Origin of the sequence: Cytobacillus dafuensis (assembly GCF_007995155.1) — a bacterium.
GTDB classification, from domain to species: Bacteria; Bacillota; Bacilli; order Bacillales; family Cytobacillaceae; genus Cytobacillus; species Cytobacillus dafuensis.
Genome location: NZ_CP042593.1, coordinates 2,315,555 through 2,327,647, shown reverse-complemented (window position 1 = coordinate 2,327,647; position 12,093 = coordinate 2,315,555). Strand labels below are relative to the sequence as shown.

The 12,093-nt window shown below is 38.4% G+C and carries 15 protein-coding genes; all 15 read right to left on the bottom strand.

Annotated elements, in window-relative coordinates; all coding sequences use genetic code 11:
- Window positions 1-205 precede the first annotated feature (205 nt).
- The 15 genes from FSZ17_RS11030 to FSZ17_RS10960 all read right to left on the bottom strand — a co-directional run bounded on the left by FSZ17_RS11030 (window position 206) and on the right by FSZ17_RS10960 (window position 12,074).
- The gene (locus FSZ17_RS11030; RefSeq protein ID WP_057770250.1) at window positions 206-619 is read right to left on the bottom strand and encodes a CoA-binding protein; all 414 of its coding nucleotides are present in this window, start codon (window positions 617-619) and stop codon (window positions 206-208) included.
- A 112-nt stretch (window positions 620-731) separates the two neighbouring features.
- The gene (locus tag FSZ17_RS11025) at window positions 732-2,069 is read right to left on the bottom strand and encodes a 5'-deoxyadenosine deaminase (protein WP_057770247.1); all 1,338 of its coding nucleotides are present in this window, start codon (window positions 2,067-2,069) and stop codon (window positions 732-734) included.
- Entirely contained in the window at window positions 2,066-3,235 is a 1,170-nt protein-coding gene (locus FSZ17_RS11020) for a M20 family metallopeptidase (RefSeq protein WP_057770244.1), read from the bottom strand. The genes FSZ17_RS11025 and FSZ17_RS11020 overlap by 4 nt, the downstream gene beginning before the upstream one ends.
- Window positions 3,236-3,859 (bottom strand): DUF1989 domain-containing protein, encoded by a 624-nt coding sequence (locus FSZ17_RS11015; RefSeq protein WP_057770239.1) that lies wholly within the window; start codon window positions 3,857-3,859, stop codon window positions 3,236-3,238.
- A 17-nt stretch (window positions 3,860-3,876) separates the two neighbouring features.
- Entirely contained in the window at window positions 3,877-4,560 is a 684-nt protein-coding gene (locus FSZ17_RS11010; protein WP_057770236.1) for a cyclase family protein, read from the bottom strand.
- A gap of 40 nt (window positions 4,561-4,600) precedes the next feature.
- Window positions 4,601-6,424, bottom strand: coding sequence for an adenine deaminase (ade, locus tag FSZ17_RS11005; RefSeq protein WP_057770233.1), 1,824 nt, complete (start codon window positions 6,422-6,424; stop codon window positions 4,601-4,603).
- A gap of 2 nt (window positions 6,425-6,426) precedes the next feature.
- Window positions 6,427-6,705: a EutN/CcmL family microcompartment protein gene (locus FSZ17_RS11000; RefSeq protein ID WP_057770230.1), complete on the bottom strand. Its 279-nt coding sequence runs from the start codon at window positions 6,703-6,705 to the stop codon at window positions 6,427-6,429.
- Window positions 6,706-6,719: 14 nt separating this feature from the next.
- Window positions 6,720-7,463: a hypothetical protein gene (locus FSZ17_RS10995; protein WP_057770228.1), complete on the bottom strand. Its 744-nt coding sequence runs from the start codon at window positions 7,461-7,463 to the stop codon at window positions 6,720-6,722.
- Window positions 7,464-7,465: 2 nt separating this feature from the next.
- Window positions 7,466-7,753 (bottom strand): BMC domain-containing protein, encoded by a 288-nt coding sequence (locus tag FSZ17_RS10990; protein WP_228460348.1) that lies wholly within the window; start codon window positions 7,751-7,753, stop codon window positions 7,466-7,468.
- A gap of 16 nt (window positions 7,754-7,769) precedes the next feature.
- A complete protein-coding gene (locus tag FSZ17_RS10985) occupies window positions 7,770-8,138 on the bottom strand; it encodes a BMC domain-containing protein (RefSeq protein ID WP_057770222.1) in 369 nt (122 codons plus the stop codon).
- 34 nt (window positions 8,139-8,172) lie between these two features.
- On the bottom strand, window positions 8,173-9,162 hold the full coding sequence (locus FSZ17_RS10980; protein WP_082625197.1) for a hypothetical protein: 990 nt from the start codon (window positions 9,160-9,162) through the stop codon (window positions 8,173-8,175).
- 16 nt (window positions 9,163-9,178) lie between these two features.
- On the bottom strand, window positions 9,179-9,442 hold the full coding sequence (locus tag FSZ17_RS10975) for a BMC domain-containing protein (protein WP_057770220.1): 264 nt from the start codon (window positions 9,440-9,442) through the stop codon (window positions 9,179-9,181).
- A gap of 127 nt (window positions 9,443-9,569) precedes the next feature.
- Window positions 9,570-10,907 (bottom strand): UbiD family decarboxylase, encoded by a 1,338-nt coding sequence (locus FSZ17_RS10970; RefSeq protein ID WP_057770217.1) that lies wholly within the window; start codon window positions 10,905-10,907, stop codon window positions 9,570-9,572.
- Window positions 10,904-11,491 carry a UbiX family flavin prenyltransferase gene (locus FSZ17_RS10965; RefSeq protein WP_228460317.1) on the bottom strand — a complete coding sequence of 196 codons (588 nt, stop codon included), beginning with the start codon at window positions 11,489-11,491 and terminating at the stop codon, window positions 10,904-10,906. The genes FSZ17_RS10970 and FSZ17_RS10965 overlap by 4 nt, the downstream gene beginning before the upstream one ends.
- Window positions 11,484-12,074 (bottom strand): cysteine hydrolase family protein, encoded by a 591-nt coding sequence (locus tag FSZ17_RS10960; RefSeq protein WP_057770215.1) that lies wholly within the window; start codon window positions 12,072-12,074, stop codon window positions 11,484-11,486. Before FSZ17_RS10960 ends, FSZ17_RS10965 begins: the two co-directional genes overlap by 8 nt.
- Window positions 12,075-12,093 lie beyond the last annotated feature (19 nt).

The following is a 12,093-nucleotide window of genomic DNA, read 5'->3' as shown; positions in this document are numbered from 1 at the left end:
GTTTTTATCCTTTTATTTTGTAGATCACGCAATTACAGAACGAATGTTCGTTGTGTGTATTTTACCATATTTTTAATAAGCGTCTATGCTTTATTGTATCTATTTATTTTCATTTGGCAAATGGCTTTTTTTCTATATCGGCTGATTTAGCGGTTTTTTTAGAAAAGAAAAAACATGAGACCTATAAAGATCTCATGTCATCACTTTATTTTGTTAGTGCATGTTCTACCTTAATACAACGGTCCATGACCACTGTAAAATCCTTGTCCTTCAAGAAGTTATAAGCATCTTCGCTAATACAGCCAAGCTGAGACCAAAAGACATCGGCATCGATTTCAGCAAACTCCTTTGCCACTTCTAACAGATGCTCTGAACGTCGGAAAACGTTCACAATATCGACATGACCTTCAATTTCCTTCAAGCTCTTGACAGCTTTTACACCCAGCACTTCGTCTACAGTTGGATTAACTGGAATGATTTCGTAACCTGCGTCCTGCATCGCTTTAGATACCATATTAGAAGTTCTTTCAGGATTTCCGCTTAACCCAACAACCGCAACCCGTTTTGCTTTTTTTAAAATGACGCCGAGTTCATCCCGACTAGGAATTTCAATTGTCATACATGGACCCTCCAAAATTTATGATTACATAACATATTCCCATATTACCGAATATTGATATGTTTTACTAATGAATGAGAAAAAATGATTTTGGAAGGGGATATTTTTCATTTCAATACATAATTGATTCTAGTCTTTTGGTCAAACGTTTGATTGATTTATTTGATTCCTTTAATATGATATCCTTGTCTATCGTGTTCATCCTTCTATTTTCCATTAAAATTTTCCCATTTACAATGGTTGATTCCACATCTGCTCTTGTTGCAGAATAAACAATTCTTGAGATGGGATCAATATCAAAGGAAGGATATATATGAAAATCATTTAAATTTAAAATGGCAAGATCCGCTTTTTTTCCAAGCTCAATGCTGCCTATTTCATTTTCCATTCCTACTGCTTTTGCACCACCAATGGTTGCCATTCGAAAAACCGTTCTAGCATTCATAGCTGTTGGTCCATGAGCAGGCTTCTGAATGATGGCTGCAAGTCTCATTTCATTGAACATATCAAGGTTATTATTACAAGGGGCTCCGTCCGCACCAAGGCTAACATAGGAATGCGAATCAAGAAGGGATGGGACTTCAGCGATACCGGAAGCGAGCTTTAGATTCGAACCAGGACAGTGGCTAACCTTAACACCCCGTTCCTTAATGATTCTCTTTTCTTCTTCGTTCAGCCATACACAATGGGCAAGAATCAACCTCTCATTTGCTAGGCCGATACTATCTAAATAAACAACATTCCTCATACCATGTTCACGCTCTACTATCAATATTTCATTCGCATTTTCAGAGGCATGCGTATGGACTCTTACATGATATTTGGCTGAAAGGTCTCTTACATTTATTAATAATTCCTCCGTGCATGAGACAACAAACCTTGGACAAAATGCATATTGGATTCTGCCGCCGTCATGATAATGCCATTTTTCAAGTAAATCAACGCTTTTCTGAATGGATTCCTTTGTATTTTCTCTTAAAAGAACCGGGACTTCGTCTCCTTTATCCATCATGACTTTTCCGGCTAAAGCACGGATCCCGCTTTCGGCAATTGCTTTAAAAGCAGAGTCAGTATGATGAACGGTTTCCATATCAACAACGGTGGTAGTCCCGCTTTGTAATAACTCTCCAATGCCTAGCATGGCAGAATAATAAATAGATTCCTCGTCATGAGATGCTTCAAGCGGCCAAATTTTTTGCTTCAGCCAATCCATTAATTCCAAATCATCAGCCTGTCCTCTGAACAATGTTTGGCAAAGGTGAATATGTGTCTGGATAAATCCTGGAATTACTGTTCGGCCAGTTGCATCGATTACTTTGCTTGCAAAATGAGAAAGGTTTTTTCCGATTTCAACAATACGATCATCTTCAATATAGATATCCCCTTTTAAAATCTCTTCCTTTTCATTCATCGTTATGATTTCGGCATTTTTTATTAGAATACTTCTCATTTGAATCCTCCGCGAAATGGATTAGGCTCTGCTATCATTTTTTCATCAAAAGATAAAATCAAAGCTTTATAAAAATCGATAGAGCGTCTATAAGAGGAAATACTAACCCATTCATTTGGCTGATGAGCCAATTTCTCATCTCCAGGTCCATATATTAACGTCGGTATTTCACTTCTAGGATTGAGAACTGCTGCATCCGTATAGTAAGAAACACCTGAGCAGTTTGAGTCTATTTCATTTTTGATGGCTAAGGCACATTGAATGATGTTCGATGAAGCTGGGGTTAAAATAGGTGGACGATCTAATATCATTGAAATACTAAATTTATAGATTTCATTTTTTCCAACTAGACTTTCTAATCTTTTATTTAGCTCATCAACTAAGGTCTGATGAGTTTGCGGAGGTATTGTCCGAATATCCACTCGAATTGTACATCTATCAGGAATGACATTTGTTTGAATACCGCCTTCTATCATTGTTACAGCAAGACTGCTCTTCCCGAGAGGCTGCTTCTCCATTTGCCAATCAACTTTTATAGATTCCAAAATATTAATGATACTTACCATATGGTCCACAGCATTTATACCGTGGTCAGGCATAGAACCGTGAGCAGTTTTTCCGTAAGTTGTAATTTCGAGCCATAGAGCTCCTTTATGTCCGACTACTACCTTTTCATTTGTAGGTTCGCCTATGACAAGTGCATCAATTACTCTCGCTTCGTTTCCTTCAAGAAAGACCCTAGCACCACAGCTATCCACTTCTTCACCAGCAGTTGCCAAAAAAGTAATCGTAGCAGGAGGTGTTTTCTTTTCTATAAACAAGGATTCAAGAGCAAGATACATGGCCGCTAGGCCGCTTTTCATGTCAGAAGCTCCTCTTCCATATATCTTATCTTCAACGATTTCACCTGAATAAGGATGATAATCCCATTCGGTCTTACCCGGTGAAACCGTATCCATATGCCCACATAGGATTAAGTGTTTTTCTCCATGTCCCTTAAGTGTGATTTCCAAATTACTTCGGTTTTCTTCAAGATATGTTATTTTAAATGGCAAACCTATTTTCTTGCATCTTTCAATAAAAACTTCCGTTACTTTATGCTCGTTTCCAGGGGGATTTGAACTATTAGTGCGGAGTAAACTTTGAAGAAATTGAATCTCATCCATTTATTCCGCCTCCACAATTTGCATTATTAATGAAGTTACCTTCCATCCGTTCACGGGAGCCATATCTTGTGAACAAGTTGTGCAAGCAATAACTACATCATCCAAAGCCTTTAATCTTACATAATCACCTGGTTTTGAAAGCGGTTCTTCGATTACATAATCACCCGAATCATCTACCACATTATTCATAAAAAGATTAATTGGATCCGGAATGACAGCAGGTTGAATTTTGTACTTTTTTAGAGCTGTTTCAAGATTATCGTGGCAATTTGGATGATCCTCTTTATCGAAATCAATTTTATAACGGTAATAATCACATGCTGGGAAGAAGATATCATGAACTCCCACCGTATCTTCTAAAAGCTGCATAAGGGGGCGGCGCCGATTACTATAGAGGAGATCTCCTTTTTTTAAACGGATGCTGCTTAAAGAAGCTCTCATATGGACAGGGGAAACATGTTCTGTAGGATCGGAATGACTAAAGCAGATAAAATCACCAACCTGCTTACCTTCCAAATCGATGATGATGAGCTCTTCTCCTTTTCTTAAAAAAGCACTCCTCCCTTCATAAGGAGGAATAATGATTTCTTCACGGATTTTTTCTCTATTAAAAACATTTCTCATGAAATCACCCACCAATTTTATTCAATGAAAACAGCGACTGCACGGATAGGGGAACCCGTTCCTTTTCGAATCCGAAGCGGTAGACCGAAGTATAAAAAACGCATACCTGCGATTTGGTCAAGATTACAAAGATTCTCAGTGTTTGTCATGCCATATTCTCTGCATATTAAATGCCCTGAGTAATTAGGGTCATCTGGATGATCAATTGCAGGTGCATCTATTCCAATATTGACGACACCCAATTCAGCCAGCCACTTTGCTGCATGATAATCAAGACCTGTATAGGTTGTAAGCCAATTCTCCGTCCCGTATGAGCGGTTGTAATGCCCAGTGTAGAGCAGAACAATGTCTCCTTTTTCAATAAATTGCCCTGACCCCGCTAATGACTCTTCAAGATCGCGACTACTAATAGAGCGGTCTGGAGAAACATGTGATAGATCCAGACATACTGCAGGGCCATAAAAATATTCTAAAGGCATCTCATCAATGTATTTCCCATTAGGATCATATTCATATGTAGCATCGCTATGGGTTGGACCATGCTCATTTATAATTAAATTGTTGGTAGCAAAAGGAAAACCAATCTTTTTTTCTGATTCTTCATGTGTAATATTGGTAAAAATCATTGTTGATGGATGAAGAGGGAAGACTGGCATCCCATGATAGATTTCCTGAGTTAAATCTACTAATTTGACTCCCATGATTTCCCTCCAAAATTAAGTTTTTCAAAGGGCATGACCCTTAAACAATCGTCGGTATGATTTCAAATTTATCAACATCAATCAAGCCCATATCCGTAATTTTCCACTTAGGACTTGTAACAAGTGACCAAAAGGACAAATGCATGAACGGTACTTCTATTCCGCATCCAAGCTCATTCTTTGCAAGCTTAGATAACTCATCAACCTTTTCACTTAATTCCTTGCCTGATAATTCATCTGTCATTAATCCTCCAATTCGGAGCGGCAAGTCGCCAACTACTTTGCTATCTTTGATCATAGCAATTCCGCCACCCATTGCGATTACTCGATTGATAGCCGTCACTATATCCTCATAATTCGTACCAGTTGCGATAATATTATGTGTATCGTGGGCAACACTTTCAGCGATAGCACCGAATTTCAGATCAAAGCCGTGTAAAAAGGTTTTTCCAATTTTCCCTGTTCTTCCGTGACGTTCCACTACAAGAAGCGGCAATACATCCTGCTGTATGCAAGGCTGTACAGTTCCATCTTTCACATTAAGCGTATATTCACTTCCACCTGTTAGGTTCTGAAAAGGAATTGCTTCGATTGCTCGTACTCTTGCCTTTGTTCCATTTGCTTTAGTTCCATTTGCTTTAATAACAATATCTTCTTTATTAACAGCTTTACGTTTTATCGATTTTTTCACTGTTTCTGGATAAATATAAGAGGAAATCTCAATAGTAAGCTCTCCTTTTTCGGCCGCTTTTTTTCCTCCAAGATAGACTTGATCAATTGTCATATTCATTAAATCACTTATTACAACAACATCCGCACGCTTTCCAGGAGCAATAACACCCACATCTTTAAAACCAAAATGAGTCGCTGGGTTAATCGTTGCCATTTGAATGGCTTCGACTGGGTCAATCCCCTCATGAATAGTACGTCGAACAATATCATTCATATGGCCATACTTCAGAAGATCAGCTGGAACCATATCATCTGAAACAAGAATCGCCCTTCTTGAATCCAATCCATCTTCCGTAATCGCTCTAATGCATTCAGCCATATTCCTTTGTGATGAGCCTTCCCTCATGAATACACTAACGCCATAACGAAGCTTTTCTACCGTCTCTTCCTTTGTTGTCGTTTCATGACAGGATACATGTGTGCCTCCGCTAATAATATGCGCAGCAAGCTCTTTTCCAAATAAACCAGGGGCATTACCTTCAACCGTTTTCCCAATACTGTTCGCATAAGAAACGGCTGCAACAAGATCATCAATCAATTCTGGGGCATGCTGATAAACAGGCTGGATATTGCTAAAGCTTTGAATCTCACCGATTCCTTGAACATATGGGTCATTTAATAATTCCTTCATGTCCTTAGCTGAAACATCAAATCCTGATGTTTCAAGACCAGGTGCGTCAGGCACTGCACAAGGAACAGTGAATAAGATTCGATTTGGAAGAGTCTTGGCTTCCTCAATCATCGCTTTCATTCCTTGAACACCGAGAACATTTCCTATCTCATGTGGATCACCGATTAATGTTGTCGTTCCAGTTGGAATAGATAGCTTTGAAAATTCTGTACAAGTAAGCATCGCACTTTCAAAATGCATATGTGAATCAATAAAACCAGGACATATAAATTTTCCACGTACCTCTTCTATAATCGTTTTAGGACCAATTAAATCTTTTGCATCACCGACCATTAAAATATATTGGCCTTTTATCGCTACATCCGCTTCATAGATTTCACGGGTAATCACATTGATAAAATATCCTCCTCTTAGAACAATGTCCGCATAGAGGTTTGGATTCAACAAAACATCTATTAATTTCCTATATTGTATTGCTTCTTTAATTTTTAGAGCGTCCATTGTTACCCTCCCAACGTCGTTCCCTCTAAACTATCAATAATTCCTATAATTGCAGCATCAATGGGCGCATCTTTGTTCCTGATAGCTCTTGAAGCCATACTTCCAGTTACATATATTACCCTTTCACCAATTCCAGCTCCAACAGTATCAACGGCAATAATGGGGTTTGGCAGAACTTGTCCGTCTAGTCCAATCGGTTGTGTAATTAATAGCTTCGTACCTACTAGATTTTCATCCTTTCTCGTTGCAGTAATCCGACCAACCACTATTCCCATTTGCATAAAAGACCGTCCCCTTATTCTGTAATTAATGATATTTTCAACTCTCTTGCCAAATCCTTGGCAAGTGGTGTTAAAATTGTCTCATTCGAAATAAATAAAAATGATTGATTGTTTTGATGGACATATCGAATCGTTTTCTCCGTAATAATTGATTTTTTATATGCTTTTTCAAAAGTAAAGTCTATTTTTTCATTTGTATCAATTAATTTAATCCCCAATGACTTTAACCCTTGCAATTGCTCTTGAAGTTTTCTTTTTAAAATCTGTGGTCCTTTATCCATGCCCTTCATTCGCCAAATTGGATGATAGGGGTCTGCTCCTAATCTCAATCCGATTACTTTTTTTCCGGATAATATTGCCTTTAAAATGATTCGAACCAATAGTCTTCGATCATTATATGAAAGAATATCTGAAACGAGTGAGAATGAGAGGATTGGTAAAAAAATAATATCCACCTGATTAATGATCATTTCAGATAATTCTCTTTGCAGAATCCAATCATCGTTTCCAATTAAATTCACAAGCTCTTGTAATGAAAAATGTGAGAACAGTTCATCTTCTGCAGAAATTCGCAGCATCATTTGAGCATTCGATAAATCTCTCAAATAAGATAGTCCTGGTTCCATTCCAATCAAATGAGAGGTGATAAGAGCCAGGACATATGGTTTTCTCTTATTGATTCGCCTTCCACTGCCATTTCGATTACACAGTTCATACAGAGTGTTTTCCGTCAGCGCACTCTGCCTTTCAATGCCCATCACTATTCACCACTGTTTTTGGATAATAACACTCTCTCAACTTCACTATGTGGTCTAGGAATTACATGGACGGATACTAGCTCCCCAACGCGGCTAGCTGCATCTGCTCCTGCATCGGTTGCCGCTTTCACAGCACCCACATCACCTCTTACCATAACTGTTACTAATCCGAAGCCTACCTTCTCATATCCGCAAATTTCAACATTTGCTGCCTTAACCATTGCATCTGCCGCTTCAACTGCCCCGACTAAACCCTTTGTTTCTACTAAACCTAAAGCTTCACCCATGATTTTTCCTCCCCATTTACTATTCATTTGAATGATCCGTATCTTCTAAGTTACCTTCTGTTGTTAAGTCATTTTCATCCTTAATTATAGATTTCTTCTCAAGCTTAAAATTCGGAAGTAGCTTATTGGCCACTTCGTTATGAGCTCTCGGGATGACATGTGAAGAAATAACCTTTCCTACTCGATCTGCAGCGCTCTTTCCAGCATCAACTGCAGATTTAACAGCCGCTACATCCCCACTTAAATGGATGGTCACACCGAGGTAGCCGCTCACACCAATTACCTTTTCAATACCTACAATCTCAACATTAGCTGCTTTAACGGCAGCATCTGCAGCCGAAACAGCTGTTAAATAGCCAACTGTTTCAATTAACCCTAATGCATGCAAATGAATTGCCTCCTATCAAATTGACTTAAAGAAACTACATTAATCTTTCAGCCTGGTTCTTCAATTCTTCTGATACTTGTGAAATAATTTCGTAATTTCCATATAGAAGTAAGTATTTTTTTTCTATTGAATAATCAAAAGTTGTACCCGGTGATTTTTTTAATAAACGGTCTAAGAGGAGGATTGCTGAATAATAATCAATACCTTCAATAACTGCAGCTCCATCAACATGTGTTTTTAAACCGAGCTGCTTTGTCAGCCATGGGCCTGGAGAGTTAGCCTTGAAGACTTGAATTGGTTTGAATGAATTTTGTGAAAGCCTTTGAAACAGCATTTTCACTGCTTGCGTAAGTATTTTTGTCTGATCTTCATATAACTCAAGAACAAAGTCTTGTTTGCTATTCTTATCCCATGTCAAGCAATATTTAATCGAAGAAAATTCTCTTAAAATATCATTTAATAAAAATAGCTGGCCAACAGAACATTTTTCCGCAACAATAACACCAATTGAATTAGACTTTAACGAACGCTGAAAGGATGGATGAAGATTTGGATGAAGGCCTGAAAATACCCACGCTTTCACACCTTCCCTTGATTGGCCAATAAACTGACTTTCTTCATTAAATAAATTTCGATTTACTGTGATATTGGCTTGGTGATGTGTGTTTATAGGGTTATTTCCTTGAACAAGCGATAGGGCTTGTAATTTCGAAAGTGAGCCCTCGACACTGTTTCTAGGTGATTGAGAGTTTGGTTGACTAATGAATCCAGCTTTAGGAGAGTGATTTTCTGTTTGATTAGGAGAATCCACTGAAATACCTGATAGTCTTTTTTGTAGATTCTTTTGTTGATAATTTGGACGACTTATTCCTTGTATTGTCTGATTTTGTTTACTTTCTGCTGTTTTATTTATGATTGATTTCGTATATAAAAACTTGGTTTCACTTCCAAACAGAGGATTTTCCTTAGGTTTTTGCGTTGGCTTTAATACTTCTTTCACAACACTTTTCATAAATTCAGACAAAAATAATCACTTCCTATTAAAGAATCTTAGCAAGTTCTGAATGTGGACGAGGAATGACATTAAAAGAGACAAGTTCTCCACCAGTCCTGCTATGTGCTGTCTTTCCAACTTCAACTGCAGCAGTTACCGCTGCAACATCACCCTCTACAATGACGGTAACAAGACCAGATCCAACTCTTTTTAAATCAACAAGACTTACATTCGCTGCCTTTGCCATCGAATCAAGTGCCTCAATGGCTGCTGTTAGTCCTCTCGTTTCAATCATACCGATTGCTTTCATTAATCATCCCTCCCTTTACAATGTCAGATAGATGTATAAAAGGATTATAATATTGTTTTATCCCAAACTATCCACTCCACAAGGACGATTGTCTACGAATGGTGCCTGACACCTTATAGATGACATATTAGAGATAGTCATCTATATTAATTTTTATTGGTATAGATGTTCTTTTAAACATTTCTTCCATTCCTAATGGATAGGTCGCATCAATCCCCATTTTGTCGGACACTCCTCTTAGATTATGAGATGATTCAAGAGGGGAGCCTTTAGCACCAGGAACTATGAAGACATCAGTGGCTGCCTGCACCCTTGTTGCGATCGCCCATTCTACATCATCTGAATTAAAGATATCTACGTCATCATTAACGACTACTACATGCTTTAGATCTTTATCACTTGCAAAAGCGGCAAGTGCAGCTTGCTTTCCATCCCCTTCAGATTTCTTCTCGATTTGAATGACTGCATGATAGCGCGCGACACCTCCCATAGGAATATGTACACCTTTTATACTTGGAACAACCTGTCTTACAGTACTTAATAGTGTCGCTTCACGAACAAGGGCCATTGGGAGTTTCTCTTCGAAGCTTGAAGGGAAAATCGTTTGATTAATTGCATTATTCCGGTAGGTAACTGCAGAAATTTCAACTACTGGCTGTGGTGAACGGAAGCCATAATAGCCTGCTAATTCCCCAAACGGTCCTTCCATTTCACGCTCGTGAGGAAGCATTTGTCCTTCAAATACAATTTCTGCTTCAGCCAGAACATCTAAATCAACTGTTTTACAGCGAACAACATCTAGGGATTGTCCAAGTAATGCCCCTGCGACATTTAGCTTATCTGTGTGATAGAGGTGAGTGCTAATCTGAGAACTTAATACGATTGCTGGGACAACACCGAACATTACTGCCACTTCCATAGGTTCTCCAAGTTTTTCAAAATGAGAATATTGTTCCAATAATTCGGGTGAAGTAATTAAGATATTCGTTCGATTTCCTCCCAGGTATTGCATTCTCCTTATGGAGGTGTACCTTTTATTCCCTGATAAATCCTTCACAACTAGAATGCCAGAAACATAATAAGCCCCGGAGTCCTTTTCATGATAAGTTGGTATTGGGAATAGATCAGCCAAATCAAAATCTCCTGTTACTAAATTCTCCTGAACAGGACCTGTTTCTTTTAAAGTTGTTTGAATAGGATTCACAATAGATTCAATTATTTTTGGAATAAGTTCTGAGGTATGTACCCCAATACTGTCAGCAACCAGATCACGGTCTCCGCCAAGTCCTGCTGCCATTGATGATTGATACCCTTTAATTTTTTCAAAAAGGAATGGCTGTCTGCCTTGTTTAGAATTAATAACAGCACCTAATTCATAGCGGGGATCTACTTCTTTCTTTATACGATATAATAGACCTCTATTTTCCCAGTCATCTAATAATGCTCTCATAGTTACTGGAATCATGTCTTTTCTCCCCACCTTTCAAGCAGCCGATGATCAATATTCAGCATGTCTAAAATACGTGCAACCATAAAATTAGCTAGCTCCCAAATTTCTGTTGGTTTATGATAAAATCCAGGAGATGCAGGCATAATGCAAGCACCAGTCTCAGCAAGTGCAGTCATATTACGTAAATGAATTAAGTTAAAAGGTGCTTCTCTCGGAACAATAATAAAGGTTCGTTTTTCTTTCAAAACAACACTTGCCGCTCTGCTTAGCAAAGTATCTCCGACTCCATTTGCAATCGCACCAAGTGTATTCATTGAGCACGGGACAATCACCATCCCATCCGTTAAGTATGATCCGCTTGCAATGGAAGCAAACAGGTTTTTATTGCTATGAATAGTGGCATATTCCTTGAGCTCATCCATCTTCTTGTTACACTCAAATTGCATTACTTTTTCTCCCATCTCCGTTACAATTAAGTGTGTTTCAATTCCTAATTGATGGAGAGCACGGACCAATGCATAAGCATACAATGATCCGCTTGCTCCGGTTATTCCCACTAAAATACGCTTTTTTCTTTCTTCTTGTCTAAAGCTAGACAACCTGTTGGTCTTGGGAGAATTTTAATTTTGCTGCTTCTTTATATTCTTCAGTCGTCATAATATCTCCAAAAATATCAATATCTCTTAATCCTGATCGATGCATGTCATCATCCTGAGAGGCCGTTCCATCAGAAATACAGATAATATGATAGCCGTGATAAAGAGCATCTGAAGCTGTGCTTCGTACACACACATTCGTCCAGACACCCGTCAAAACGACAGTATCAATCTCTTCCTCTCTTAAAAAGAGATCAAAGTCTGTGTAGCTAAAAGCACTATGTCTCCTCTTTTGAACAACATAGTCTCCCTTATCTTCTTCAGGCAGTAACTCAGGAATAAATTGTGATCCCCACGTTCCCTTTACTGCATGAACCGGCCTTACACGGAAATCCCGATCATTTTTACGATGTGCTTCTTGGACATGAACAACTTGAATATTTTGATCATGTGCGAAATCTATTAGCTCCCTAATTTTTGGAACAATCTTTTCGCCATTTTCACAGCGTAATGCAGCATTCTCTCCAATAAAATCATTCAGCATGTCAATAATGACGACACAATGCTTTTTTCCTTTTAGTTCCATGATTCAATCACCCTCTCTA

What these genes read in the sequence shown, in the direction of transcription:
- FSZ17_RS11030 (WP_057770250.1), bottom strand. Translation starts at nt 619, where the DNA reads ATGACAATTGAAATTCCTAGTCGGGATGAACTCGGCGTCATTTTAAAA.
- FSZ17_RS10995 (WP_057770228.1), bottom strand. Translation starts at nt 7,463, where the DNA reads ATGGGCATTGAAAGGCAGAGTGCGCTGACGGAAAACACTCTGTATGAA.
- FSZ17_RS10975 (WP_057770220.1), bottom strand. Translation starts at nt 9,442, where the DNA reads ATGAAAGCAATCGGTATGATTGAAACGAGAGGACTAACAGCAGCCATT.
- FSZ17_RS10960 (WP_057770215.1), bottom strand. Translation starts at nt 12,074, where the DNA reads ATGGAACTAAAAGGAAAAAAGCATTGTGTCGTCATTATTGACATGCTG.
- FSZ17_RS11015 (WP_057770239.1), bottom strand. Translation starts at nt 3,859, where the DNA reads ATGAGAAATGTTTTTAATAGAGAAAAAATCCGTGAAGAAATCATTATT.
- FSZ17_RS10970 (WP_057770217.1), bottom strand. Translation starts at nt 10,907, where the DNA reads ATGATTCCAGTAACTATGAGAGCATTATTAGATGACTGGGAAAATAGA.
- FSZ17_RS11010 (WP_057770236.1), bottom strand. Translation starts at nt 4,560, where the DNA reads ATGGGAGTCAAATTAGTAGATTTAACTCAGGAAATCTATCATGGGATG.
- FSZ17_RS11025 (WP_057770247.1), bottom strand. Translation starts at nt 2,069, where the DNA reads ATGAGAAGTATTCTAATAAAAAATGCCGAAATCATAACGATGAATGAA.
- ade (WP_057770233.1), bottom strand. Translation starts at nt 6,424, where the DNA reads ATGGACGCTCTAAAAATTAAAGAAGCAATACAATATAGGAAATTAATA.
- FSZ17_RS11000 (WP_057770230.1), bottom strand. Translation starts at nt 6,705, where the DNA reads ATGCAAATGGGAATAGTGGTTGGTCGGATTACTGCAACGAGAAAGGAT.
- FSZ17_RS11020 (WP_057770244.1), bottom strand. Translation starts at nt 3,235, where the DNA reads ATGGATGAGATTCAATTTCTTCAAAGTTTACTCCGCACTAATAGTTCA.